We start from the raw sequence: 25,147 nt of genomic DNA on the forward strand, positions 1-25,147 counted from the left end.
AAGGAGATGGGGGCTACGTGACGCGACTGTGGAACGCGCCGGATGACTTTCCCGACGAGATGCTCGCCGGGTTCGTCGCGGCGAGCGGCCGGTGGATACGGCAGGTTCCGGGAGGGGTGGTGCGCTCGACGAGAGATCCGCGGCCGACGGTCTCGGTGGTCATCGGCGGGGGTTCGGGCCACTACCCGGCCTTCGGGGGACTTGTGGGCCCGGGCCTGGCGCACGGCGCCGCCGTGGGAAATCCGTTCTCCTCCCCGTCGGCACGCCAGGTCGAGTCGGTCGCACGCGCCGCCCATCAGGGCCGGGGAGTGCTGCTGTCCTACGGCAACTACGCCGGTGACGTCCTGCACTTCTCAGAGGCCGAGGCCGCCTTGCGCGCCGACGGCATCGACTGCCGCACGGTGCGGGTCACCGACGACATCTTCAGCGCCCCGGCGGACCGCGCGGACCAACGGCGCGGAATCGCGGGCGACTTCACGGTCTTCAGGATCGCGGGGGCCGCCGCCGCGGCCGGCCTCGGCCTGGACGCCGTGGAGTCCCTCGCGAGCAGGGCCAACGCGCGTACCCGCTCGATGGGGGTCGCCTTCTCCGGATGCAACCTGCCCGGCGTCGACGAACCACTGTTCACCGTCCCCGACGGCCGGATGGCCATCGGACTGGGCATCCACGGCGAGCCCGGTATCGCCGAGGTGGACCTGCCGACCGCGGACGGCCTCGCCCAACTCCTCGTGGAACGGCTGCTGGCCGACGAGGAAGTGCCGCTGCCGGACGGACCGTCCAGCGCCCGCGTCGTCGCCCTCCTCAACGGCCTCGGCTCGGTGAAGTACGAGGAGCTGTACGTCGTTTACCGGCGCGTCGCCGAACTTCTCGACGTCGCCGGTGTGGTCGTGGCGGACCCGCATGTCGGCGAGTACTGCACCAGCTTCGACATGGCAGGAGTCTCCCTGACGCTGCTGTGGCTCGACGACGAGCTGGAACGGCTCTGGTTCACGCCGGCCGACACCCCGGCCTTCCGCACCGGGAGTGTCCGGACCTCACTGCCGCGGCCCGCGGCGGCCGCCTCCACCGAGCGGCCCGACGGACCGCTGCCCCGGGCGAGCGCGGAGTCCCGTCAGCTCGCGGCCCGGATCGTCACCGCCCTGGACGCGGGCCACGCCGCCATTGACGCCGCGGCGGAGGAACTGGGCCGCATCGACGCCGTGGCCGGCGACGGCGACCACGGGGTGGGCATGCGGCGCGGAACCCGTGCGGCCTCGCACGCCGCGGCAGCCGTAGCCCAGAGGGGCGCGGGGGCCTCGACCACGCTCAACGCGGCCGCGGACGCCTGGTCGGACAAGGCCGGCGGCACCTCGGGCGCGATCTGGGGAGTGATCCTGCGCGCGGTCGGCCGAGAACTGGGCGACGAAGCCGACCCCACGGCCGAAGACCTCGTCCGAGGCTTGAACCGCGCGGTCGAAGGGGTCACCTCATACGGCAAGGCCACCGTGGGGGACAAGACCCTGGTCGACGCCCTCGTACCGCTCGCGGACACATTCGCGGCGGCTGTGGGAGCCGGCGCGGACCCGGCCCTCGCATGGTCGAAGGCGGCCGCGGCCGCCACGAGGGCGGCGGCTGCGACCGCCGATCTGCTTCCGCGTATGGGCCGGGCCAGAACCCACGGCGAACGCTCCCAGGGCACCCCGGATCCCGGAGCTGTCTCGCTCGCGGTCCTCGCCCGCGTCGTCGAGCAGTCCCTCTCCCCCGTCGACTGATCACCATACGAACCCGGCCCTTCAACGATCGGACTGAGCAACATGGCCGCCTGGCGTCTCGTCGTCGGCTCGGACGACGCAGGATACGAGTACAAGCAGCGCATCAAGGCTGATCTCCAGAGCGACCCGGACGTGGCCGACGTCGTGGACGTCGGCACCGGCGCCGACGGACGCACCAACTATCCGACCGTGGCCATCCGGGCCGCGGAAATGATCGCGAACGGGGAGGCGGATCGGGCGATCCTCGTCTGCGGGACGGGACTTGGCGTGGCCATCGCCGCGAACAAGGTGAAGGGTGTGCGAGCGGTCACCGCCCACGACAGCTACTCCGTCGAGCGGTCGGTCCTCTCCAACAACGCACAGATCCTGTGCCTGGGACAGCGTGTGGTCGGCATCGAGGTCGCCCGCAGACTGGCCCGGGAGTGGCTCGCCCATCGGTTCGACGAGTCCAGCCCGTCGTCTGTGAAGGTTCTCGAGATCGCGAACTACGAGGCACGGTAGCTGGGCTGTGCCCGCTGCCCCCGGGATGTCCGACATCGAAGGGAAACACCATGCACTGTCCGGTCGATCTCGACTCGCCGGAGCTGCACAAACTGCTGGACGCCCTGTCCCTGGAAGCGAAGGTGCGGCTGCTGACCGGCCGCGACTTCTGGACGACCTGGCCGATCGACAAGATCGGCCTGCGCCGGATCCTGGTCTCCGACGGGCCGTCCGGAGTGCGGGGCGAGGTGTGGGACGAACGCGATCCGTCCCTCAACCTGCCGTCGGCGACCGCCCTGGCCTCGTCATGGGACCCGGAGGTGGCACGCCGCTACGGCAACGTCCTCGCCGTGGAGGCGCGGCGCAAGGGAGTGGATGTCGTACTCGGCCCCACGATCAATCTGCACCGCTCCCCCCTGAGCGGCCGTCACTTCGAGGCCTTCAGCGAGGACCCGGTGCTCACGGCGGACCTCGCGGCGGGCTATGTGCGTGGGCTGCAGGAAAACGGTGTCGGCGCGACACCGAAGCACTACATCGCCAACGACTACGAGACCGAACGGTTCACCGCGAGCACGGAGGTCTCCGAGCGGGCGCTGCGCGAGCTCTACCTGACGGCGTTCGAGAAGGCGGTCACCGAGGCGCGGGCCTGGCTGGTGATGTCGTCCTACAACGCCGTCAACGGCGTGCCGGCGACCGAGAACGAGCTTCTCCGGATGCCGCTGAAGGACGAATGGGGCTTCGACGGCGTCGTGATCAGCGACTGGACGGCCGTCCGGTCGCTGGCATCGGCCGCGGCGGGTCAGGACCTCGTCATGCCCGGCCCGAACGGGCCCTGGGGGGCCGCCCTCGTCGACGCGGTCGACGACGGGCGCGTCCCCGAGGCCGAGATCGACCGGAAGGTGCTGCGGATCCTGCTGCTGGCCGCGCGGGTGGGCGCGCTCGAGGGGTTCGGGCCCGCCCGGCCCGAACCGGTTGGGCCCGAGGACGGCACGGCGTTCGCCCGAGAGGCGGCGGCGGAAGGCACCGTCCTGCTGGCCAACGACGGAATCCTACCGCTGGACCCGGCCAGGCTCCGCAAGGTCGCCGTCGTGGGGCACAACGCGTGGCACGCCCGGTCCCAGGGCGGTGGATCGGCCACCGTGCTGCCCGAAAAGGTCGTCACCCCGCTCGACGGCATCCGCGCGGCACTGCCCGGAACCGAGGTGACCTACTCCATCGGAGCCGTCGTGCAGCACGGCATCGCCGAACTCCCACTCGACCGGATCGTCAACCCGGCCACCGGCGAGCACGGCATGCTGGTGCGCTTTCTCGATGCCGACGGCGCCGAACTCCACCGGGAGAACCGTCTGTCCACGGCGCTGATCTACTTCGGCGGGGACGCCCCCATCACCAGCGCCTCCGCGATCGAGCTCTCGCTCACCTGGACCCCCGATACGACGGGGGAGGTCCGGCTCGGGTTCGCGTCCGTCGGCCGCGGCCGGGTGCACATCGACGGGGAACTGCGCCGCGAGGACACCGCGGAGGCCGTCGGGCAGGACCTGGGCGCGAGTCTGCTCTCCCCGCCGTCGATCACCACCCCGCTGGCCGTCACCGCCGGCACCCCGGTCGATGTGCGCGTCGAGTTCGACATGACCTCGGGGGAACGAGCCATGGACGGCGCCTTCGGCATCACCGTCGGGGCCGAGCCCGTCGAGGCCGACTCCGGGCAGCTGATCGCCGAAGCCGCCCGCGCCGCCGCCGACGCGGACGTCGCGGTCGTGGTCGTGGGCACCAACGCCCAGGTGGAGTCCGAGGGCTTCGACCGTACCGGCCTTGACCTCCCCGGCCGCCAGGACGACCTCGTACGCGGCGTCGCGGCCACCGGCACGCCGACGGTCGTGGTCGTCAACTCCGGCTCGCCGGTGCTCCTGCCGTGGCGGGACGAGGTCTCGGCCCTGCTGGTGCCGTACTTCGGCGGGCAGGCGATGGGCGACGCGCTCGCCGATGTGCTGCTCGGCGTCGTGGAACCCGGGGGCCGCCTCCCCACCACCTGGCCGAAGCACCTGGACGATGTGCCCGTATCCGACGTCACCCCCATCGACGGCGAGCTCCGCTACGACGAAGGTATCCACATCGGCTACCGCGCCTGGCTGAGGACCGGCACCGAACCGGCCTTCCCATTCGGCTCCGGACTGGGCTACACCTCATGGCGCCTCACCGACCTCCAGGTCCAGCCGCGGATCACCGCGGGTGAGGACGGTGAGGTCCGCCTCACCGTCACCAACGACGGGGCCCGCGCCGGGAAGCAGGTGATACAGGTGTACCTGTCCCGCGCCACAAGCTCCGTCGACCGGCCCGCCCGCTGGCTCGCCGCCCACTCGGTGGTCCGGATCGGCGCCGGGGAATCGGTGGCGGTGACCATACCCCTGCCCGGCCGCGCGTTCGCCGACTGGCGGCCGCACGGCTGGACTTACGAAACCGGGCGATTCGACGTCCTGGTCGGCACCTCGGTGTCAGACCTGCCGCTGACCACTTCAACGACCCTGGAGGACTGACCGGAGCGGTGTGTGCCAACGCCGCCCGCCACCTGCTGGACAGGCGGCCGTCACAGCCGCTCAGTAGCGGACCTTCCCATAGTCGATCTCCTGCTCGGGATAGGTGGCCGCCCGCTCGCCGAGGGCACGCATCCGCCGCCGCATCTCCTCGGCGGGCAGCCGGTGGAAGCTGCCGTGTCCCGGCAGCACCCATGCGAAGGTCAGCTCCTCGGCGCCGCGCGCCACCGAGACGGCCAGCGTCTTGATCGAGTCGTAGACGACGCTGTCCGCGACCTCCAGGTCCTGTTCGGAGTGCGACCAGAAGAAGGCGTCGCCCGTGAAGCAGAACTTCTCGTCGGCGATGAACAGCGTGCTGCCCGCCGTATGGCCGGGGAATGGATGGGCGATCACTCCCGGCCCGATCTCCACCGGCTCCCGTCCCCGGATGACGCGGTCGGCGTCCGGGCGTGAGTGCAGATCGCCCTCGTGGATCCACAGCCGGGCGCCGAACGCGTCGGCGTACTTGCGGCCGTGCGCCACATGGTCGAGGTGGGTGAGCAGCACGTCGGTGATCTTCCCGGCCTTCTCCTCGTAGCGGCGGGCGAGCGCGGGGCTCCAACGCGGGGTGTCGATCATCATCGCGGTGCCGCCGGGGCGGCGCAGCAGATACGAGGTGGCGCCGTAGGTCCGCGTCGAGGCGTGCCCGCACAGCAGGACGATCCCGTCCTCGTCCAGAGCCATCGGGTACGGATCCGAGTCCGCCGCCCACGCGTCGGCGGGCGGGTGCACGGACCGGGTCGGACACGCGTGCGCGGCCATGTACATCTTCCGCAGCTCGTCCTCGGTCTCCGGCTGGCGCAGGACGGTCGACACTCCGCCGTAGTCGCCGCCGGCCGTGTAGCCGATCAGGCCGGGGGCGTACTGGCGGGCGATGTTGCAGTTCAGGCAGCGGTCGTCGACGTACCAGCCCTGCTTCGTCTCCGTCGCCGTGGCCTCGTGTTCCGTCTGGGGTGTGCTCTCGCTCCGCTTCCCTGAGTACGGAGTCACGGTCGGGGTTCGCCGAGCGGGGCTCGGGGAGTGGGGGGAATTGCTCATGATGGGTTCCCGCTTCCACGGAATTCGGAGCGACACCCCACACCGTCGGCGAACCGAGGCACGACGTGACGCTGGAACGAGTCAGGTCATGGATCGCGCGACGGAGGGCAGAGCAACGGACGCCGTTTTCCGGAATGAACCCTAGCGGACGCACACCCGAAGGGGTGCCGAATCGTTATCGAAGCCGACTGTTTCGATCGCGATCGTACTATGGGGTGACCGCACGATACCGCCTCAAGGAGTCACCGTGGCCCGCCCTCGCACCACCGCCCGGAAGGTGGAGCATCCCGAGATGTCGGAGATCTCCCTGCAGCAGGTCCTGGAGGCGCTGGTGGACCCGGTGCGGCGGATGGTGGTGTCCCAGCTCACCCGGGCAGGTGAGGACATGAGCTGCGGCACGTTCGATGCGCCGGTGTCGCTGTCGACGCTCACGCACCACTTCAACGTGTTGCGCGAGGCGGGCGTGATCCGCCAGTACTACGTCGGGACGACCAAGATGAACACGCTGCGCGCGGTCGAGATGGAGGCGCGTTTCCCGGGCTTGCTGTCGGCGGTGCTGGCCGCCTCCGCCGCCGAACGGAAGGCGGACGCGAGGTAGGGCCGCGGAACCGACCGCGGCGTCGGCGGGTACATATTTTGATGGTGATCTAAATTTGACTGCCATCGAAGTTCGGGGCACTGTGGGCGGTGGCACCGGCTGATCCGGTACCGCCGTCCCCTTCCCGTCCGCGAGGAGCCGCATCATGAGCCGCGCCGTCCGTTTCCATCAGACCGGTGGCCCCGAGGTCCTGCGTCTTGAGGAGATCCCCGACCCGACTCCTGGTACGGGCGAGGTCCTCATTCACACCCGTGCCCTGGGGCTGAACCGGGCGGAATCGATGTTCCGCCGGGGCGAGTACGGCATCGACCCGGTCTTTCCCTCCGGCCTCGGCTACGAGGCCGCCGGCGTGATCGCGGCCGTCGGAGAAGGGGTCACCGGGTTCCGCGTGGGCCAAGCCGTCAGCGTGGTGCCGTCCTTCACGATGACCGACTACCCCGTGCACGGCGAAATGGTCCTCGCCCCCGCGCACGCCGTCGTCGCCCACCCCGAGCGGCTCTCCTTCGAGGAGGCGGCCTCGGTGTGGATGCAGTTCGTCACCGCTTACGGCGGCCTGGTGGACATCGCCGGAGTGCGCCCCGGGGACACGGTGCTGATCTCCGCCGCCTCCAGCAGCGTGGGTCTCGCGGCGATCCAGGTGGCTCACAAGGCGGGCGCCCGTGCCATCGCCCTGACCCGTACGGGGGCCAAGCGCCAGCAGCTTCTGGACGCCGGAGCCGACGCGGTCATCGCCACCTCCGAGGAGGACATCGTCGCCCGGGTGCGCGAGCTGACCGGCGGACAGGGCGCCCGGGTGATCTTCGACCCGGTCGGCGGCCCGGCCCTGGCCGACCTGGTCGAGGCTGCCGCCCACGAGGCCGTCATCGTTCTCTACGGCGTTCTCGACCGCGGCCCGGCCCCGCTGGAGGTGGGCACCGTGCTCTTCAAGCACCTCACTCTCCGCGGCTTCGAGCTGTTCGAGATCACAACCGACGACGAACGGCGGGCCGCCGCGGTCGAGTACGTCCGCGAGGGCCTCGCCAAGGGCGAGCTGACCCCTCTCATCGACAGGACCTTCCCGCTGGACGCCATCGCGGACGCCCACCGCCACCTGGAGGCCGGCGGACAGGTCGGCAAGATCGTCGTCACGGTCGCGCCCGGGGCCGGAACGTCGTCGTGAAGTCCGGCTTCACCAGGTTTCTCACGCGGGACGCCATCTCGCCCTGGCCCGCAGGGCCAACGCGATGAGGGCGGCGTCCTCGGGACGTCGTACGTCATGACCGGTGAGTTCGCAGAAGCGGTTGAACCGGTGTTGCACGGTGTTGCGGTGGCAGTACACGGCCGTGGCCGTGTCGGCTATCGCACCGTTCCCGCCGAGATGCACGCGCACGGTGCGCAGCAGCCGCTCCTTCTCCGCGTCGGTGACATCAGGCCGGTCGAGCCCGCCGAGCACGTCACCGACGAGGTCGTCCGCCAGGTCCGAGGCGTGATGGACCAGGACGTCCAGCCAACTGTCCCGCAGCCACCGCGGCCCGCGGGCGTCCGCGGGAAGGCTGCGTGCCGTGGTGATGGCCAGCCGGACGGCGCGCGGCACGTCGGCAAGGTGACCGGGGGCCGACGACACCCCGCAGGGCGTATCCCCCAGGTGCTCCAGGATGGTGCGGGCGGTGGTGCGCGGCCCGAGCTGAGCGGTGAGGACCACCGCTGAATCGAGGGCCTGCTGCTGGACCGGGACTCCCGCGGTGCGCAGTTCCATGGCGGCCCGGCGCAGGGCGGCGCCGTGCTGGGCGGCGGCAGCGGCGCACATGTATTCGCCACTGACCTGGAACCCGAGGGCCAGTGCGGTGTCACCGACCACGGTCGGGTTGCGGCCGTCGCAGTCCATCAGGCGGGCGAACCACATCTGGCGCTCGTCGTCGGCCCGCCGCCCCATCTCCAGCACAGTGCGCTGGTAGGCGGTCATGATGCCGGTGACATGACGTTCGACCGCCTCCCACACGTAGTACGCGGAGGCCACCAGATGCGTCATGTTGCGCTGCTCGGCTTGTCCGATCAGCGCCGTCCACACCACCCGGAAGTCCAGCCGGGCCGCGTCCAGCAGGGCGTCCAGCGGTACGCCCTGCCGGGCACGTCGCGTGCCCACCCGTTCCGACACCTCGGCGATGTGTCCGGGCACCGGCAGCTCGGCCACGGTGCGCAGCAGCATCTCCAGGGCGTCGCGCGCGGAGTCACGGAAGTCCGCGTCCGGCACTCGGTCGGCATATGCCTCGCGTACGGGGCTCACCACGTCGATCCAGAGTTCGATCAGTCCGTCGAGATCCTCCAGACATGCCTGGGCGAGTTCGGCGATGCGTGGATCGGGCGGCGGGAAGGCGGCGGCACTGTGCATATGCACGATGTTGGCCGGTGGATCGGATGCATTTCAACCTTGGCCGAATTCCCTCGTCCCGTGATTCTGGTGTGACCCCGGAGGGACCTGTGCCGGGGATCACCGTCCCGGGAGGGCCGTAGCAGTGCATTTGACTCCTCGAGAGCTGGAACGTGTCCAGCTCTTCACCGTGGCCGAGCTGGCCCGGCGCCGTCGGGCGCGCGGGCGGCGGCTCAACGCCCCCGAGGCCATCGCGCTCATCTGCGACGAGGTGCTGGAGGCGGCCTGGGACGGCGCCACCCTGGACGAGGCGATCGCGGCCGGCCGCTCGGCGCTGACCGTGGACGAGGTGGCGGAGGGAGTCCCGGCTCTGGTCGGCACCGTCCAGGTGGAGGCGATGTTCCCCAGCGGTACGTCCCTGGTGGCGATCGACGACCCGATCACCGGCGGTGGTCGGGCATCGGCCCCCGGCGCGCTGCGGCCGGCCGACGAGCCGGTGGCCATCAACGCGGGCCGGCGCCGGATGCGGCTCACCATCCGCAACACCGGCGACCGTACCGTCTTCCTCTCCTCGCACTATCCCCCGGCCGAGGCCAACCCCGTCCTCGAACTCGACCGCGAGGCCGCCGCCGGCATGCGGCTGGACATCGCGGCGGGGACCGCGCTCGCCTTCGAGCCCGGCACCGAGCGCGAGGTCGGCCTGGTGGCCGCTCGCCACGACGAGCGGGAGGAGACGCGGTGAGCGATGTGACACGGATCGACCGCCGTATGTACAACACCCTCTACGGCCCCACCACCGGTGACCGTGTCCGCCTCGGCGACACCTGTCTGTGGATCGAGGTGGAGACCGACGACGGCACCCCCGGCGATGAACTGCTCGGCGGCTGCGGCAAGACCGTCCGTGACGGGCTGCTGGCCTCCCCGCGCTCCGACCGGGCCTCGGCCCTGGACCTGGTGGTCTCCAGTGTGCTGCTGATGGACCCCGTACTGGGCATCCGCAAGACCGACATCGGCGTCAAGGACGGCCGGATCGTGGCGGTCGGCGGGGTGGGCAACCCGGATCTGATGCCGGTGGACTTCGCCATCGACTCGCACACCGCGGTGGTCACGGGAGAGGGGCTGATCGCCACCCCGGGCATCGTCGACAGCCATGTGCATCTGTCCTCGCCCCAGGTGGCCCCCGCCGCGCTCGCCTCCGGTGTGACCACGGTCGTGGGCATGGGGCTCGGCGGGGTCTGGGACATCGGCTGCAACCCGGCCCACAATCTGCACACCCTGATGAGTTCCTGGCGCGGCACCCCGCTCAACGTGGCCTTCCTCGGCCGCGGCTCCTCCAGCTCCCGCGCCCTGCTGGACGAGTCGGTGCTCGCCGGGGCCGGCGGATTCAAGATCCACGAGGACTTCGGGGCCACTCCGCGCATCATCGACACCTGTCTGGCGACGGCGGAACACGCCGATCTGTCCGTGGCGCTGCACACCGACTCGATGAACGAATCGGGCTATCTGCGCGACACCATCGGCGCCACCCGCGGCCGCACCGTGCACGCATACCACGTGGAGGGCGGCGGCGGACACCCCGATCTGCTGGAGATCCTCTCCGAGCCGCACATCCTGCCGTCCTCGACCACCCCCACGATTCCCTACACGGCGAACACGGTCGGCGAGCTGTTCCCGATGACGATGACCGTGCACCGGCAGAACCACCATGTGCACAGCGATGTCGAGATCTCCCGCGGCCGCATCCGCGGCCACGCCATCGCGGCCGAGAACGCGCTGCACGACCTCGGCGCCATCAGCATCGTCAACTCCGACTCGATGGGCATGGGCCGGATCGCCGAAACCGTACGGCGCACCTGGCAACTCGCCCATGTCCAGGCGCTGCGCGCGGGCGAGGGCGGGGTGGAGCGGCCCGCGAACGAGCGGGTGCTGCGCTATCTCGCCAAGATCACCCTCAATCCGGCGCTCGCCCACGGCCTCGCCCACGAGGTGGGCACCCTGCGCCCCGGACGCCTCGCCGATCTGGTGCTGTGGCATCCGGCGTGGTTCGGCACCAAGCCCGAACTGGTGCTCAAGGGCGGCTTCGTGGCCTGGGGCAACAGCGGCTCGGGCTCCGGCTCCACCCGGCTCACCCAGCCCCGTGCCTACGGGCCGTACTTCGGCGGCCTCGGCGACGCGCCGTCCCGGCTGTCGCGGATCTTCGTGGCCCAGGCCGCGCTCGACGACGCCGGGGCCCGCGCCGCCCTCCCCGGCGGACTGCGCTACGCGGCGGTGCGCGGCGCCCGCGGGCTCACCCGCGCCGACATGCTGCACAACACCGCCACCCCGCGCGTCGAGGTGCCCCGCGAACCCGCCCCCGTCCTCGTCGACGGCGTGCCGACCACTACCGAACCCGCCACCGCTCTGCCGCTCGCCCAGCTCCACCACCTGGCCTGACCCGAGGCCGACACACATCCCCACCGGCCCCGCGCCGAGGCCACGCGCGTCCCCTCTCCTCCCCCGCACCGAGCTCACCGGCCACCCCGACGCCCCACTCGCCCGCAACGGCCGGTTCCTCTCCGTCCCCACAGCCGCCACCGGCTGCCGCACGCCCCTGGAGACCCCGTGAGCACCACCACCGCGCCACCACGCCCCAGCCCGGGAGACATCAAGCGGCTGCTGGCCGCCGCGTTCATCGGCACCGCCCTGGAGTGGTACGACTACTTCCTCTACGGCACCGCCGCCGCGCTCGTGTTCAACAAGCTCTTCTTCCCCTCCCTCGCCCCGGCCACCGCGACCATCGCCTCCTTCGTCACCTTCGCGGTGGGATTCCTGGCCCGGCCCATCGGCGCCGCCGTCTTCGGGCATATCGGCGACCGCTACGGGCGCAAGGCGGCGCTCATCATCACCGTCGTACTGATGGGTGCCGCCACCGGCTGCATCGGACTGCTCCCGGACTACCGCACGATCGGCATCTGGGCCCCGGTCCTGCTGGCCACCCTCCGCTTTCTGCAGGGCATCTCAGTCGGTGGCGAGTGGAGCGGCGCCATGCTGCTCACCCTGGAGCACACCCCGAAGGAGAAGCACGGCAGCTACTCCTCGATCCCCCAACTCGGTTCCCCGGTTGGGACGTTGCTCTCCAGTGGCGCCTTCGCCCTGGTGGGGATGTTGCCCGATGACGCCTTCTACGCCTGGGGGTGGCGGATCCCCTTCCTCGCCGCCTTCGCGCTGCTCGCCTTCGCCCTCTATCTGCGGCTGCGCATCGAGGAGTCCCCGGTCTTCCGCGCCATGCGGGCCGACGCCGAACGCGAAGGGCCCACGTCCGCCCCGCTCATCGAGGCGTTCCGCAGGACCTGGGGGCGGATGCTCATCGGGGTGGCCGCGGCCCTCCTCGGCATCGGTGGCTTCTTCCTGCTGACCACCTATGTGATCTCCTACGGCACCGAGGAACTCGGCGTCGGCAAGTCCGTGATGATCAATGCCACGCTGCTGGCGGCCGTCGCCGAGATCGCCGTCATCGTGGTCGCCGGGCGGCTCGCCGACCGGATGGGCGCCTGGAAGGTGTGCACCATCGGCGGTATCGCCTCCGTACTGGTGGCGTTCCCGGCGTTCTGGCTCATCGACACCCGGCACACCGGGCTGGTGATGCTCGGTGTCTCCCTGGGCGTCGCCGTCATCTCGATCCCGTACGCGGCGATCGGCGCCGTGGTCACCGGGATGTTCCCCGACACCGTGCGCTACAGCGCGGTCGCCATGGCCTACAACCTCGCCGGTGTGCTCGGCGGGCTGGTGCCCCTGGTCGCCGCCTGGCTGACCGGCCTCGCCGACGGCGCCTCCTGGGGCGTGACGCTGCTCCTGATCCTCATCGCGGCCTGCACCGCGGCCGGCTCCTATCTCGCGGGTCCGCCGCTGCGCCGCCGCCTCGGCCCTGACCACCCCGAACACCATGAACACCCCGCGACCGCGAAGGCCACCGCATGACACCGCAGTACCCCGCCCGTACCGGCGGGCAGGTCCTGATCGACCAGCTCGTCCGGCATGGTGTCGACACCTTGTACGGCGTGCCCGGCGAGAGCTATCTCGCCGCGCTCGACGCCCTCCACGACGCCCCCGTCCGGATGGTCGTGTGCCGCCACGAGGGCGGCGCGGGCTATATGGCCGAGGCGTACGGCAAGCTCACCGGCCGACCGGGCGTGTGCTTCACCACCCGCGGCCCCGGCGCCACCAACGCCCTGGTCGCCCTGCACACCGCCGAGCAGGACGCCACCCCGCTCGTACTCTTCATCGGGCTGGTGCCACGCGGTCACACCGGCCGCCGCTCCTTCCAGGAGCTCGATCTGCGCGCCACCTTCGGCGCCTGCACCAAGCTCGTCGAGACCGTCGACGACGCCGCCCGGATCCCCGAACACCTCGCCCGCGCCTTCGCCACCGCCACCGGCGGCCGCCCCGGCCCGGTCGTCCTCGGACTGCCCGAGGACATGCTGACCGATGCGGTACGGGTGGCCGACGCGGCCCCGGCTCCGGCGCCCGAGGGTGCCGTGTCCCCGGCCCAACTCGACTGCCTCACCGACCTGCTGGCGTCGGCGGAACGTCCGCTCGCGCTGCTCGGCGGCAGCCGCTGGACCCCCGGGGCCCGAGCGGACGTCCGGGCCTGGGCCGAGGCGTGGTCCCTGCCGGTCGCGGTCGACTTCCGCTGCCAGGACCTCTTCGACAACGACAGCGAGGTCTACGCCGGAGCCCTCGGCTACGGCCGCTCCGACGCGCTCGCCACCCGGCTGCGCGACGCCGATCTGCTGATCTGCGTGGGCGCCGCGCCCGGCGACGTCACCACGGACGGCTTCACCCTGCTGCCCGCCGGCGGACCGGGCCCGCGCATCGTGCTGGCCCTCCCCGAACCCGGCGCCCCCGGGCTGCTGCGCGCCCCCGGCCTCACCCTGCTCGCCGCGCCGGACGCCTTCGGCCGCGCCGTACGGGATCTGGCCCCCGCCGGACCCGTGGCATGGGCCGCGCTGACCAAGGAGGACCGCGCCGCCCACCTCGCACACCGCACCCCCGTCCACGACGACGACCCGCTCGACCTCGGCGCCGTCTTCGCCGAACTGGACTCCCGGCTGCCACCGGACACCATCGTCACCTTCGGCGCCGGAAACCACGCCCTATGGGCCCAGCGCTTCCTCACCTACCGGGACGGCTCCCGGCAACTCGCCCCGCGCAACGGCTCCATGGGGTACGGCATCCCCGCCGCGGTGGCCGCGGCCATCGCCCACCCCGGCCGCCAGGTGGTCTCCGTCGCCGGAGACGGCTGCTTCCTGATGAACGGCCAGGAACTCGCCACCGCGGTGGCCAACGGCGCCACCCCGCTCATCCTCCTCGTCGCCAACGGCACGTACGGCACCATCCGGCAGCACCAGGAGCAGCACTACCCCGGCCGGGTCAGCGGCACCGGCCTGGTCAACCCCGACTTCGCCGCCTACGCCCGCGCCTTCGGCGCGCACGGCGAAACCGTCACCACCACCGAGGAGTTCGCCCCCGCCCTCGAACGCGCTCTCGCCGTCGGCACCGCCGCCCTCATCGAGCTGCGGACCGAGGGCCGGCTGGCCCCCGGAGAAACCGTCGCCACCACCGGACCCGCCGCCCACCCCGCCCAAGGAGCCCCCGGATGTCCGAACTGACCCTGCACAACGTCGTCGACGGTGAAACCGTGGCCGTGGACGGGCGCATGGACCTGACCGACCCCGCCACCGGCGAGATCTACGGCACCGCGCCCCGGTCCACCGCCACCGACGTGGACACCGCGGTCGCCGCCGCCCGCCGCGCCTTCACCACCTGGCGCCGCACCACCCCCGCCCAGCGCCAGGACGCCCTGCTGCGCCTGGCCGACCTCGTCGCCGAGAACGCCGACCGGCTGCTGGACGCGGAGGTGCGGAGCACCGGCAAACCGCGCGCGACCACCCGGACCGTGGAACTCGACCGGTGCGTGGACCAGATGCGCTTCTTCGCCGGGGCGGCCCGGGTCCTGGAGGGGCTGGCCGCCGGGGAGTACGCCGAAGGCCACACCTCCTACCTCCGGCGGGAGCCGGTGGGCGTCATCGGCCAGGTGACCCCGTGGAACTACCCGCTGATGATGGCCGTGTGGAAGCTGGGCCCGGCGCTGGCCGCGGGCAACACCGTCGTCCTGAAGCCGTCCGACACCACGCCCTGGTCCACCGTGCTCCTCGGCGAGCTGGCCGCCCGGGTCCTCCCGCCCGGTGTCGTCAACATCGTCTGCGGCGACCGGGACACCGGCCGGGCCCTGGTCTCCCACCCGGACATCGACATGATCGCCATCACCGGCAGCACCCGGGCCGGATCGGAGGTCATGAGCGCCGCCGCGGCGGACCTGAAGAACATCCACCTGGAGCTCGGCGGAAAGGCCCCCGCGATCGTCTTCGCCGACATCGATCCGGTGCGCACCGCCCGCGCCCTGGCCGACGGCGCGTTCTTCAACGCGGGCCAGGACTGTACGGCGATCACCCGAGTGCTCGTCCAGCGCGAGGCCCATGACGCGCTGCTGGCCGCCCTGATCGCCGCGGCGCGCGACACCCACACCGGAGCACCGCCGGACGGCGCCTTCTACGGTCCGCTCAACAATGCCGACCAGGCCGAACGGGTGGCCTCGGTGATCGCCGGGCTGCCCGCCCACGCGGTGGTGGAGACCGGCGGCACCCGCCTGGACCGGCCCGGCTACTTCTTCGCCCCGACCGTGGTCTCCGGGGTGCGGCAGGACGACGCCGTGGTCCAGCGGGAGACCTTCGGCCCGGTCGTCACCGTCCAGCCCTTCGACACCGAGGAAGAGGCCCTGGAGCTGGCCAACGGGGTCGACTACGGCCTGGCCTCCAGCGTGTGGACCACCGACCTGGGCCGCGCGACCCGGATCGGGGCCGAGCTGGACTTCGGCTGCGTATGGCTCAACTGCCACCAGGTGATCCTGGCCGAGCTGCCGCACGGCGGATACAAGCAGTCGGGCGCCGGGCGGGATCTCAGCCGCTACGGCTTCGACGACTACACCCGGGTCAAGCATGTGATGGTCGCCCACACCGCGCCCTGAGCCCGCCACCGTTCGCCCGGCGCTGCCGACACGGATTCCCCTCCCCGCCCCGGAAAGGAACATTCATGACCGACCCCGGCCCGTTCCCCGCCGAAGCCGCTGTCGACCGCTATTTCGCCGCCGTCGCCGCCCGCGACGCGGCCGCCTGGGCGGCCAACTTCGCGGCCGAGGGCAGCAGCGAGGACCCGGTGGGAGGGGAACCGGCGATCGGCCGGGAGGCCCTCCGGGCCTTCCAGCAGTCCATCTTCGACGCCTTCCCGGTCATGGTCCTCACCCCGCGCGCCCGCTACTTCGGCGCGAACCAGGCAGCCGTCACCTGGACCTGCCATGTCGAGACGGACGGCCGCGCCGCCGACTTCGACGGCGTCAACACCTACGAGGTGGACGAGGAGGGCCGCATCACACGGCAGAAGGCGTTCTGGGACATGGCAGGCGTCCAGCGCCGCCTCGCGCGGGATTGACGCGCCGGGGTCAGTCGCGCGAGTTGCCGAACAGGAGACGGTACGCGACGAGGAGCACGAGAGAGCCGCCGATGGCCGCACCCCATGTATAGAGGTCGAAGAACTGCTTCTCCACGGGGCGGTCGAGGAATCGAGCGGACATCCAGCCGCCTATGAAGGCGCCCGCGATGCCGATGAGGGTGGTTCCGATGAGGCCGCCCGGGTCACGTCCCGGCAGAAGGACCTTGGCGATGGCCCCGGCGAGGAGGCCGAGGATGATCCAGCTGACGATGCCCACGTGGGTGTCCTCCATCCGGTCCGGCCAAGTTGGGACCACCTGGCCGGGAGCAGTATTGCTTGGTTGCGCAACTTTACAGATAGTAGGGAAGACGCGTGTGGGGGTGTCCGCGGTTGCGTACACACCGGTTGATCAGGCCCGGTGCCGCTGAGGCCACGAAGCGTTTGAGCGATGTGTCCGAACCGGACGCCTAGACTGGGCGCCGCGGACGCGAGGCGATGACCAGGACAGGACAGGGAGAGGGCTGTGGCGGCAGGCGAGGGTGGCTTCGAGGATCCACCCGCCGAGGTGCTGGCGGAGGCCGCCGCCGCGTTCGGGCTCCTGGCGTCCTCGGCTCGGCTGCACATCATGTGGACCTTGGCGCAGGGGGAGAGCGATGTGACCCATCTCGCCGACCGGCTGGGTGGGGCCCTGCCAGCGGTCAGTCAGCACCTGTCGAAGCTGAAGCTCGCCGGGCTTGTCCGTTCCCGTCGCGAGGGGCGGCGCCAGGTCTACTTCGTGGACGACCCCGACGTGGTGACCGTGGTGCGGCTGATGGTCGGCCAGCTGGCCGCCCGCGCCGAAGCGGCGTCCCCACCGGTGGGCGGACTGCGTGGGACCGGTGCCTGAGTCTGCTGCGGCCTCGGAACCGGGCGCCGAAGCGCTCGTTCCCGGGTTCGTGCCGGGGCCGGGGAGCGGCTCACCCGTCGATGCCGTCGCCGGTCGGGCGACGAGCGCCCCGACCGTACTCCAGGTGCTGCGGCGGCTGGACAGTGGCCCACGTGGGCTGACTGAGGCGCAGGCTGAGGAACGCGCGGTTCGCTTCGGGGCGAACACCCTTCCGGCCCGGTGCGAGGCCTCCTGGCCGCGGCTGTTCGTGCACAGCCTGCGGGACCCGTTCACCACGGTGCTGCTGTGCCTCGGGCTGGTGTCGGCGGCCGTCGCCTCGTGGGGGACCGCGTGCGTGATCCTCCTGCTGGTCGCGGTCAGCTGTGTGCTGCGGGCGTCCGGCGAGCACCGGGCGGACCGATCCATGGCCGCGCTGCGCGGACTGGTCGCCACCACCGCCACTGTGCTGCGCCGCGCCGAGGAGGGCGATGCGCCGGTGGCCCGGGAGATCCCCGTGGAGGAGGTGGTGCCCGGCGATGTGATCCGGCTCGGTCCCGGCGACCTGGTCCCGGCCGACGTACGGCTCCTGCGCGCATACGGCCTGTCCGTGCACCAGGCCGCGCTCACCGGCGAGTCAGCCCCCGTCGCGAAGGCCGCGGCCGACACGACGGGCGCGGCCTACGGCGGCGTGTTCGGCCGACCGCAGATGTGCTTCCAGGGCAGCAGCGTCGTTTCCGGCACCGGTACGGCCATCGTCGTCGCGACGGGCAGGCGGACGCGGTTCGCCGCCGCCCACGGCGGCCTGGGCGCCCAGCGCGAGCCGAGCGCCTTCGACCGCTCCGTGCATGGCATCTCCTGGATCCTGATCCGGTTCATGCTGTTGACCCCGCCGCTGGTTCTCATGGTGAACGCGGCGTTGCGCGGCCGGGGTCTGGAGACGCTGCCGTTCGCCGTCGCGGTGGCGGTCGGGCTGACGCCGGAGATGTTGCCGGTCATCGTCACCACCTGCCTGGCTCGCGGAGCCTCGCTGCTGGCCCGTGCCCACGGGGTGATCGTCAAACGGCTGCCCGCGCTGCACGACCTCGGCGCCGTCGACGTGCTGTGCCTGGACAAGACCGGCACGCTCACCAAGGACCGCCCTGTCGTCGACCGCGCCCTGGGCCCGGACGGCGAGGACGGCCCCGAGGTCTTGCGCTGGGCCGCCGTGAACGCCTGGTGGACCCTCCAGCTCGCCGACCTGCCCACCCCGGACGCCCTCGACGAGGCGATCCTCGACGCCGCCGACGAGGACGACCTCATGGCGTACGACGGAACAGCGGCCATCCCGTTCGACCCGGTACGCCGCCTCGCCACCGCGGTCGTCCGCACGCCGGGCCGGCTGGGCAGCCACACCCTGGTCGTCAAGGGAGCCGTTGAGGCCGTCCTGGTGCGCTGCGCGGTGACGGAGGACGAGCGCGAGCGGCTGCTGGCCCTCGCCGCCCACCAGGCGGATGCCGGTCTGCGGGTGCTGGCTGTCGCCACCGCCGAACGTCCGGCCCGCGTCCGCGACTACACCCCGGCCGATGAGCGTGGTCTGACCTTCCAGGGCTTCGTCACCTTGCGGGACGCGCTCGCACCCACCGCCGCCGACGCGCTGAAGGTCCTGGCCGACCGGGGGGTCGCCGTCAAGATCCTCACCGGCGACCATCCCAAGACCGCCGCTCGTGCCTGCCGCGACCTGGGCATCCCTGTCGCCTCGGACAGTGTCTTCACCGCCGACCGCGTCGACGGCCTCAGCGACACCGAGCTCGCGCACGCCGCCGCCCGTACTGTCGTCTTCGCCCGCTGCACTCCCGAGCACAAGGCCCGGATCGCCACTGCCCTGCGCTCCAGCGGGCACACCGTCGGCTTCCTCGGGGACGGCGTCAACGACCTGCCCGCACTCCGCGCCGCCGACATCGGCATCGCCCCCCGCGACGCCGTGGCCATCGCCCGCGAGGCCGCCGACGTCGTGCTCGCCGAGAAGGATCTCACCGCGATCGACCGCGCCATCACGGCGGGACGCCACTCCGGCGGCAACATCGCCACGTACCTGCGCGTCACGCTGTCCTCGAACCTCGGCAACGTGATCGCGATGCTCACCGCCGGGCTTCTCCTCCCCTTCTTGCCGATGCTCCCGGTGCAGGTCCTGGCCCAGAACCTGTGCTTCGACGCGGCGCAGCTCGCTTTCGCCTACGACCGCCCGCACAAGGCGGTGCTGCGTCGCCCGACCCGGCTTCGCCCCCGCGACCTGCTGCGCTTCATCGCAGGCTTCGGGGCCCTCAACGCGGTCGCCGACCTGGCCACTTTCGCCGTGCTCGCGTTCACTCTCCACGGCCCCGACGCCCTGGACGACGAGGCGGTGTTCCACTCCGGCTGGTTCACCGAGAACCTGCTCACCCAGGCCCTGGTGATGCTGCTCCTGCGTACCGGTCGCCGCGGCGCCGAGGGCCGCACGCCGGGCACGGTCGGCTGGGCGGCAGCCGCGCTGACCGTGGTAGGACTGCTGGTGCCGGTCTCTCCGCTGGGCTCCTTCTTCGGCCTCACGCCTCTGCCGGTCCTCTACTACCCCCTGCTCGGGGCCGTCCTGGCGCTCTACGCGGCCGCGCTGATGGCAGCCCGGACACGTTACGAGCGGCTGGGGGCCGGCCTCCGCGTGGGGCCGTGAGACCTCGCTGCCGACGGTTTGGCAGCCGGCTGTCCCAGCTTGACCCCCATCAGGGACTCGCCGTGTCGAAGCCGTACCGCAGCGGCTCGTGTTCCACCCGGAGGTCCCGACGGTAGATGTACAACGCTTCCGCGCGCACACCGCCTGGCGAGGCATCCACCTCGCAGGGGTAAGTCACCTGAATCGCCCGCGGCCGGCCGGTGACCCGGATTCGCAGTCCGTCCGCCGGACCGTCATCGAGTACCGCGGTTTCCTGTCCCGTTGCGTCGCTGGTTTCCACCCAAGACAGTTTAGAGGTTGCGCAACTATAGAATAGTTGTGTCCTGGGTCACACGCGCGCACTCCTCACACACGCGCACACGCGCCGTTCGATGGGAGGAGGCTCGTGCCGAGGCGGTCCGCCCCGGCACGGCAACCGTGTGGTCCCGCCGCAGGCGCCGACCGCGGTTCGGGGTGAGTCGGGGCCGTCAGTCCTTCTTCTCACCGAGGCGCTCGACGAAGTCCTGCGCCTTGTCGACTCCCGTGTCGATCTTTTCGCTGTATTTGCCGCCGGTCTTGTCGTCGATGAAGTCGCCGGTTTTCTCCAGCCCCTCGGAGATCTTTCCGCCGTGACTCCCGGCGAGGTCCGCGGCCTTCTGCTTGAGGTTCTTCAACGCGTCGAACATCTTGTACGTATACCTCCGACTGATCTCGGTGTCGGCATGTCACTGCCGTCGGGGGTGGCGAGCAGGACCCTCCGCCCCGCACCCGCGGTCCTACTTCGTGGCGGATTCCAGCGAGGCGAGCGTGGAGGCCCACTGGAAGTACTTCAGATTGGCCAGATCCGCCACCGTCTTGATGCCAAACGCCTCGCGCAGCAGCTCACCCTGCCGGTCCGACACGCCCTTCAGGGCGGAGGCGGGAGCCGCGAGGATCTCCGAGAGCTCCTTGTCGGCCCACGCCTTGTCCACCATGTTGCCAAGATCTATCGCAGCCAAGCTGTCCTCCTGATACCGGCCGGGCGCCGTGGCGGCCCGGTGACCGCGTTCGCGGCCGAACGCAAAACTACAGCGATGTAGAGAAGGTTCCCCGACCGGAAGAGGAGCGCGTGCTTTCGGCCAGGTCGGCGCGCCCTGCCGCCGTACGCGTACGCGATGGCGGGCCGACTCTTCTCCACCGCGACACCGTCGGGTTGTACAGTTGCGCAATGCCGCAATCATGCCGAGGGGCGACACCCAGCGGCCGACAACAAGGAACGAGGTGAGTGTGGTGCTGCTTCGCAACGGGCTGGAACCCTGGCACCTACTGATCGTGGCGATCGTGTTCATCCTGCTCTTCGGGGCGAAGAGGCTGCCCGACACCGCTCGCTCCCTGGGCAAGTCCCTGCGCATCCTCAAGAGTGAGACCAAGGCCATGAAGGAGGAGAGCGGGCAGGCAGCCGCGACCTCGTCAGCGTCCACTGCCGCCGATACGGCCGAGCAGCCCTCGTCCCGGGGTATCCAGGCAGCCTCCGGCGAGACCTCCTCGGCGCGAGCGGTCCGAGAAGACCACACCACAGGGCGATGACCCCGGGCGCCGGCGCGAGAGGCTCAGCACCCTCTTCGACACTTTAGACATTGCGCAACTGTGCGAGCTAGGGTGGTCGCGGCTCCGCGGTCGGAGCCGGTTGAGCGCCAAGTGCCAGGCACCGAGTGCCAAGTGCCAAGCGCCAGGAACAAGCCAACAGTGGAGGAGGAGAACAGTGGGAGTTTCGCTGTCCAAAGGCGGCAACGTGTCGCTGAGCAAGGAGGCGCCGGGGCTGACGGCGGTGCTGATCGGTCTGGGCTGGGACGTCCGTACCACCACCGGCGCGGACCATGACCTGGACGCATCGGCTCTACTGTGCGATGAGTCCGGGAAGGTTCTCTCCGACCAGCACTTCGTCTTCTACAACAACCTCAAGAGCCCGGACGGCTCGGTCGAGCACACCGGCGACAACCTCACCGGCGAGGGTGCGGGTGACGACGAGATCGTCAAGGTGAACCTCGCCGGGGTGCCCGGCAACGTCGCCAAGGTCGTGTTCCCGGTATCCATTCATGATGCCGAGGTCCGCGGGCAGAGTTTCGGCCAGGTCCGCAACGCCTACATCCGCGTCGTGAACCAGGCGAACGACCAGGAGATCGCTCGCTACGACCTGTCGGAGGACGCGTCGACGGAGACCGCGATGGTCTTCGGCGAGCTGTACCGGCACGGCGCGGAGTGGAAGTTCCGCGCGGTGGGCCAGGGCTACGCCTCCGGTCTGCGCGGCATCGCGCTCGACTACGGCGTCAACGCCTGACGGACCCTGCTGCCCGCGATCACCCGTCCCCCGTCACCCGTCACCCGTCACCCGTCACCCGTGAGGAGCCGGACGCCACGACCAGCACGGACGCCATGACCAGCACGGAGTTTCGCGAAGGACCGGAGCAGCAGCACGTATGAGGCAGACACTGTGGACGCCAGGCCGTTTCCGCGCGCCGCTTCCCGCCGCGCGGCCGTCGGTCGACGCGGGAGGCCCCAGAGGCGACGGCCGCGCCCACGGCACGGTGTCACAGTCGGCGCCGAAGCCGGACCAGCAGCGGGAGGCGTTCTTCGACAACGCCAAGTACCTGGCGATCGTGCTGGTCGCGATGGGGCACGCATGGGAGCCGCTGCGCGACGACAGCCGGGCCGCGGCCGCGCTCTACAGCACCGTCTACACCTTCCACATGGCCGCCTTCATCGTCATCTCCGGCTATTTCTCACGGAGTTTCGAGGCCCGTCCGGAGCAAATGCGGCGCCTGGTGACGGGCATAGCGGTCCCGTATGTGGTCTTCGAGGTCGCCTACACCCTGTTCAAGCGGTGGGCGGACGACGACCCCACCTATCCGATCAGCCTGCTCGACCCCTGGTACCTGACGTGGTTTCTGATCGCCCTGTTCATCTGGCGGCTGACCACCCCCATCTGGAAGACGCTCCGCCGGCCCCTGCCGCTCGCGCTGGCCATCGCGGCTCTCGCCTCGACATCGCCTTCCATCGGCGACGACCTCGATCTGCAGCGCGTTCTGCAGTTCCTGCCCTTCTTCGTCCTGGGGCTGTGCCTGCGGCCCGAGCACTTCCGGCTCCTCCACCGCCGAGAGGTGCGGATCGCCTCGGTGCCGGTGTTCGCGGCGGCGCTGGCCGTCGCGTACTGGGCGGCACCGCGGATGAACGCGGCCTGGTTCTACCACCGTGACAGTGCCCAGGAACTGGCCGCGCCGGCCTGGACCGGCCCGGTCATGACCCTGGCGTTGTTCGGCTGCTCACTGATCCTTATGGCGTGCTTCTTCGCCTGGGTGCCCCGGCGCCGCATGTGGTTCTCCGCCCTCGGCGCGGGGACCCTCTACGGCTATCTGCTGCACGGCTTTCTCGCCAAGGGCTCGCGCTTCTGGGACTGGTACGCGCCCGACTGGCTGCACCGGCCCCTCGGCGAGATCACCGTCACTCTCGTCGCCGCGGCCGTGATCACCGTGCTGTGCACACCACCCGTGCGGCGGATCTTCCGGTTCATGATCGAGCCCAGAATGCCCTGGGCGTTCCGGCGGGAGACCGCGCACCCCGCGCCCACGCGCCACGATCACAACTCACCGGACAAGGCGGGTCGTTGGGCTTGACGAGCGTCAGGGCGTGGGGCCGTGAGCCGTTCCCGAGACACAATTGCTAGATTGCGCAATCACACAACCATAGGTCGGGGCCGGCAGTCCCCTGTGTAGCGCCGGACGCACGAGGGGTGTACCGATGACCAACAGCCGCAAGAAGACGGCGTCCAGGCGCCGTGCCCCGGCGCAGCCGACCGACCGGTGCCGGGACGCTTCCCGTGCCCGGCGGCGCAAGCGGAGCCGTAGGCGGATAGCGCTGGCCATAGTGCTGTCGCTGCTGGTCCTCCTGGCGGCGGGCGCGGGCTGGGTGTACTGGCAGCTGAACGGCAACATCAGCACCTTCGACGCGGACGGCATCTCCGGGGACCGGCCGGACGACTCCTCCAAGGGCCAGAACGTCCTCGTCATCGGCTCGGACGCGCGCACCGGCGGCAACAGCGAACTGGGCGGCGGCGACAAGGGCGACATCGGGCGCTCCGACACCGCACTGCTGCTGCATGTGTACGCCGACCGCAAGCACGCCGTGGCCGTGTCCATCCCCCGCGACACACTCGTGGACATCCCGCCCTGCAAGCTGCCCGACGGGAGCTGGACCAAGACGCGGCGGGACACGATGTTCAACGCCGCGTACTCCGTCGGACAGACCGCCAAGGGCAATCCGGCCTGCACGCAGAACACCGTGGAGCACCTCACCGGTCTGCGCGTCCATCACACGATAGTGGTCGATTTCAAGGGCTTCGCGAAACTCACCGACGTGGTGGGCGGCGTGGAGGTGTGCGTGCCACAGGACGTCTACCAGAAGGACCTCAACCCCAACCGCGCCGACCGCGGCGAGCGCATCTTCGCCAAGGGCGAGCAGAACGTCGCCGGACAGAAGGCCCTGGACTACGTCCGCATCCGCCACGGCATCGGTGACGGCTCCGACATAGGCCGCATCAAACGCCAGCAAGCCTTCATCGGCAGCCTGATCAAGAAGGTCAAGAGCGACGGCCTCACCCCCACCAAGCTGCTGCCCCTCGCGAATGCCGGCACCAAGTCCATGACGGTCGACCCCGGCCTGGGATCCGCCGCCAAGCTGATCTCCTTCGCGATGTCGATGAAACAGATCGACCTGCACAACACCAAATTCATCACCATCCCCTGGCGGTACCAGGGCGACCGGATCGCCATCGTCGAGCCGGAGGCCGACGCCCTGTGGGCCGCCCTGAAGGCCGACCGCACCCTCGACGGCAAGGACGCCAGCGGAAAGAACGGCGGCAAGAAGCCCAAGCCGTCGCAGAGCGCCGAGCCGGTCTCCGGCGACGGGATCGCGGTGGCCATTCACAACGGCACCACCACCGGCGGCCTCGCCTCACGCGCCGCCAAGGCGCTGACCGACCATGGCTTCATGGTCACCGGCACCGGCAACGCGCCGAGCCAGAACCACGCCACGACCGCCATCGAGTACGGCCCCGGCCAGAAGACCCAGGCCGAAACGGTCGCCCGGCTCTTCGCCAAGGCCGAACTCGAGTCGGTGCCCGCCGACGGCATCACCGTCACCCTCGGCCAGTCGTACGCGGACAACCCCTCGGCCACACCGTCACCCGAACCGACCACCGTCCCCTCCAAGGTGGCCGACGGCGCCCGCTCCGCCGACGACGACGCCTGCTCCAACCTCTCCTACGGATGACCCCG

The 25,147-nt window shown here is 70.9% G+C and carries 23 protein-coding genes; 17 read left to right on the forward strand and 6 right to left on the reverse strand.

Annotated features, from left to right (window positions below; all coding sequences use genetic code 11):
* The first annotated feature begins 17 nt into the window (after positions 1–17).
* The 3 genes from NP777_RS18700 to NP777_RS18710 are packed head-to-tail and all read left to right on the forward strand — an operon-like array spanning position 18 to position 4,765.
* Positions 18–1,751, forward strand: coding sequence for a dihydroxyacetone kinase family protein (locus NP777_RS18700; RefSeq protein ID WP_256651285.1), 1,734 nt, complete (start codon positions 18–20; stop codon positions 1,749–1,751).
* 42 nt (positions 1,752–1,793) lie between these two features.
* Positions 1,794–2,252, forward strand: coding sequence for a ribose-5-phosphate isomerase (locus NP777_RS18705; RefSeq protein WP_256651286.1), 459 nt, complete (start codon positions 1,794–1,796; stop codon positions 2,250–2,252).
* A gap of 50 nt (positions 2,253–2,302) precedes the next feature.
* Positions 2,303–4,765, forward strand: a complete 2,463-nt coding sequence (locus NP777_RS18710; RefSeq protein ID WP_256651287.1) for a beta-glucosidase H — start codon at positions 2,303–2,305, stop codon at positions 4,763–4,765.
* 60 nt (positions 4,766–4,825) lie between these two features.
* On the opposite strand, the gene NP777_RS18715 is transcribed toward NP777_RS18710, so the two are convergent.
* On the reverse strand, positions 4,826–5,791 hold the full coding sequence (locus NP777_RS18715) for an MBL fold metallo-hydrolase (protein WP_256651288.1): 966 nt from the start codon (positions 5,789–5,791) through the stop codon (positions 4,826–4,828).
* Positions 5,792–6,131: 340 nt separating this feature from the next.
* Here NP777_RS18715 and NP777_RS18720 point away from each other — a divergent pair, with 340 nt between their 5' ends.
* Positions 6,132–6,437, forward strand: a complete 306-nt coding sequence (locus NP777_RS18720) for an ArsR/SmtB family transcription factor (RefSeq protein ID WP_256651326.1) — start codon at positions 6,132–6,134, stop codon at positions 6,435–6,437.
* Between the two features lie 145 nt (positions 6,438–6,582).
* Positions 6,583–7,596 (forward strand): zinc-dependent alcohol dehydrogenase family protein, encoded by a 1,014-nt coding sequence (locus tag NP777_RS18725; protein ID WP_256651289.1) that lies wholly within the window; start codon positions 6,583–6,585, stop codon positions 7,594–7,596.
* A 21-nt stretch (positions 7,597–7,617) separates the two neighbouring features.
* Here NP777_RS18725 and NP777_RS18730 read toward each other — a convergent pair whose 3' ends face one another.
* On the reverse strand, positions 7,618–8,805 hold the full coding sequence (locus tag NP777_RS18730; protein ID WP_256651290.1) for a helix-turn-helix domain-containing protein: 1,188 nt from the start codon (positions 8,803–8,805) through the stop codon (positions 7,618–7,620).
* Between the two features lie 124 nt (positions 8,806–8,929).
* Here NP777_RS18730 and ureA point away from each other — a divergent pair, with 124 nt between their 5' ends.
* From ureA to NP777_RS18760, 6 genes are all read left to right on the forward strand, one after another.
* Positions 8,930–9,526 (forward strand): urease subunit gamma, encoded by a 597-nt coding sequence (gene ureA / locus NP777_RS18735; protein ID WP_256651291.1) that lies wholly within the window; start codon positions 8,930–8,932, stop codon positions 9,524–9,526.
* Positions 9,523–11,217: an urease subunit alpha gene (locus tag NP777_RS18740; protein ID WP_256651292.1), complete on the forward strand. Its 1,695-nt coding sequence runs from the start codon at positions 9,523–9,525 to the stop codon at positions 11,215–11,217. The genes ureA and NP777_RS18740 overlap by 4 nt, the downstream gene beginning before the upstream one ends.
* A 168-nt stretch (positions 11,218–11,385) precedes the next feature.
* Entirely contained in the window at positions 11,386–12,741 is a 1,356-nt protein-coding gene (locus NP777_RS18745) for an MFS transporter (RefSeq protein ID WP_256651293.1), read from the forward strand.
* Positions 12,738–14,432, forward strand: a complete 1,695-nt coding sequence (locus tag NP777_RS18750) for a thiamine pyrophosphate-dependent enzyme (protein ID WP_256651294.1) — start codon at positions 12,738–12,740, stop codon at positions 14,430–14,432. Before NP777_RS18745 ends, NP777_RS18750 begins: the two co-directional genes overlap by 4 nt.
* Positions 14,420–15,847, forward strand: a complete 1,428-nt coding sequence (locus NP777_RS18755) for a gamma-aminobutyraldehyde dehydrogenase (RefSeq protein WP_256651295.1) — start codon at positions 14,420–14,422, stop codon at positions 15,845–15,847. Before NP777_RS18750 ends, NP777_RS18755 begins: the two co-directional genes overlap by 13 nt.
* 65 nt (positions 15,848–15,912) lie before the next feature.
* Positions 15,913–16,308 carry a nuclear transport factor 2 family protein gene (locus NP777_RS18760; protein WP_256651296.1) on the forward strand — a complete coding sequence of 132 codons (396 nt, stop codon included), beginning with the start codon at positions 15,913–15,915 and terminating at the stop codon, positions 16,306–16,308.
* A 10-nt stretch (positions 16,309–16,318) separates the two neighbouring features.
* Here NP777_RS18760 and NP777_RS18765 read toward each other — a convergent pair whose 3' ends face one another.
* On the reverse strand, positions 16,319–16,585 hold the full coding sequence (locus NP777_RS18765; RefSeq protein WP_256651327.1) for a GlsB/YeaQ/YmgE family stress response membrane protein: 267 nt from the start codon (positions 16,583–16,585) through the stop codon (positions 16,319–16,321).
* Positions 16,586–16,831: 246 nt separating this feature from the next.
* Between NP777_RS18765 and NP777_RS18770 the strand changes: the two genes are divergently transcribed.
* Complete coding sequence (locus NP777_RS18770) at positions 16,832–17,194, forward strand: ArsR/SmtB family transcription factor (RefSeq protein WP_256651297.1); 363 nt, start codon at positions 16,832–16,834, stop codon at positions 17,192–17,194.
* The gene (gene mgtA, locus NP777_RS18775; protein WP_391858536.1) at positions 17,187–19,859 is read left to right on the forward strand and encodes a magnesium-translocating P-type ATPase; all 2,673 of its coding nucleotides are present in this window, start codon (positions 17,187–17,189) and stop codon (positions 19,857–19,859) included. Before NP777_RS18770 ends, mgtA begins: the two co-directional genes overlap by 8 nt.
* 49 nt (positions 19,860–19,908) lie before the next feature.
* Here the strand turns inward: mgtA and NP777_RS18780 are convergent, their stop codons facing one another.
* The 3 genes from NP777_RS18780 to NP777_RS18790 all read right to left on the reverse strand — a co-directional run bounded on the left by NP777_RS18780 (position 19,909) and on the right by NP777_RS18790 (position 20,836).
* Complete coding sequence (locus NP777_RS18780; protein WP_256651298.1) at positions 19,909–20,139, reverse strand: hypothetical protein; 231 nt, start codon at positions 20,137–20,139, stop codon at positions 19,909–19,911.
* A gap of 187 nt (positions 20,140–20,326) precedes the next feature.
* Positions 20,327–20,524, reverse strand: coding sequence for an antitoxin (locus tag NP777_RS18785; RefSeq protein ID WP_256651299.1), 198 nt, complete (start codon positions 20,522–20,524; stop codon positions 20,327–20,329).
* Between the two features lie 90 nt (positions 20,525–20,614).
* On the reverse strand, positions 20,615–20,836 hold the full coding sequence (locus tag NP777_RS18790) for a hypothetical protein (protein ID WP_256651300.1): 222 nt from the start codon (positions 20,834–20,836) through the stop codon (positions 20,615–20,617).
* A gap of 274 nt (positions 20,837–21,110) precedes the next feature.
* On the opposite strand from NP777_RS18790, the gene tatA reads away from it, so the two are divergent.
* The 4 genes from tatA to NP777_RS18810 all read left to right on the forward strand — a co-directional run bounded on the left by tatA (position 21,111) and on the right by NP777_RS18810 (position 25,142).
* Positions 21,111–21,404, forward strand: a complete 294-nt coding sequence (gene tatA, locus NP777_RS18795; protein ID WP_256651329.1) for a Sec-independent protein translocase subunit TatA — start codon at positions 21,111–21,113, stop codon at positions 21,402–21,404.
* Between the two features lie 175 nt (positions 21,405–21,579).
* Positions 21,580–22,155 carry a TerD family protein gene (locus NP777_RS18800; RefSeq protein ID WP_256651301.1) on the forward strand — a complete coding sequence of 192 codons (576 nt, stop codon included), beginning with the start codon at positions 21,580–21,582 and terminating at the stop codon, positions 22,153–22,155.
* 139 nt (positions 22,156–22,294) lie between these two features.
* Positions 22,295–23,488 (forward strand): acyltransferase family protein, encoded by a 1,194-nt coding sequence (locus tag NP777_RS18805; protein ID WP_256651302.1) that lies wholly within the window; start codon positions 22,295–22,297, stop codon positions 23,486–23,488.
* A 124-nt stretch (positions 23,489–23,612) separates the two neighbouring features.
* Positions 23,613–25,142, forward strand: a complete 1,530-nt coding sequence (locus tag NP777_RS18810) for an LCP family protein (RefSeq protein ID WP_256651303.1) — start codon at positions 23,613–23,615, stop codon at positions 25,140–25,142.
* Positions 25,143–25,147: the final 5 nt, after the last annotated feature.

It is taken from the genome of Streptomyces rugosispiralis, assembly GCF_024505145.1.
Taxonomy (GTDB): Bacteria; Actinomycetota; Actinomycetes; order Streptomycetales; family Streptomycetaceae; genus Streptomyces; species Streptomyces rugosispiralis.

Bases quoted from the DNA above. Each gene is read 5' to 3' on its own strand.
- NP777_RS18705 (WP_256651286.1), top strand. From the start codon at position 1,794: ATGGCCGCCTGGCGTCTCGTCGTCGGCTCGGACGACGCAGGATACGAG.
- NP777_RS18710 (WP_256651287.1), top strand. From the start codon at position 2,303: ATGCACTGTCCGGTCGATCTCGACTCGCCGGAGCTGCACAAACTGCTG.
- NP777_RS18720 (WP_256651326.1), top strand. From the start codon at position 6,132: ATGTCGGAGATCTCCCTGCAGCAGGTCCTGGAGGCGCTGGTGGACCCG.
- NP777_RS18725 (WP_256651289.1), top strand. From the start codon at position 6,583: ATGAGCCGCGCCGTCCGTTTCCATCAGACCGGTGGCCCCGAGGTCCTG.
- NP777_RS18730 (WP_256651290.1), bottom strand. From the start codon at position 8,805: ATGCACAGTGCCGCCGCCTTCCCGCCGCCCGATCCACGCATCGCCGAA.
- NP777_RS18750 (WP_256651294.1), top strand. From the start codon at position 12,738: ATGACACCGCAGTACCCCGCCCGTACCGGCGGGCAGGTCCTGATCGAC.
- NP777_RS18755 (WP_256651295.1), top strand. From the start codon at position 14,420: ATGTCCGAACTGACCCTGCACAACGTCGTCGACGGTGAAACCGTGGCC.
- NP777_RS18760 (WP_256651296.1), top strand. From the start codon at position 15,913: ATGACCGACCCCGGCCCGTTCCCCGCCGAAGCCGCTGTCGACCGCTAT.
- NP777_RS18785 (WP_256651299.1), bottom strand. From the start codon at position 20,524: ATGTTCGACGCGTTGAAGAACCTCAAGCAGAAGGCCGCGGACCTCGCC.
- NP777_RS18805 (WP_256651302.1), top strand. From the start codon at position 22,295: ATGAGGCAGACACTGTGGACGCCAGGCCGTTTCCGCGCGCCGCTTCCC.
- NP777_RS18810 (WP_256651303.1), top strand. From the start codon at position 23,613: ATGACCAACAGCCGCAAGAAGACGGCGTCCAGGCGCCGTGCCCCGGCG.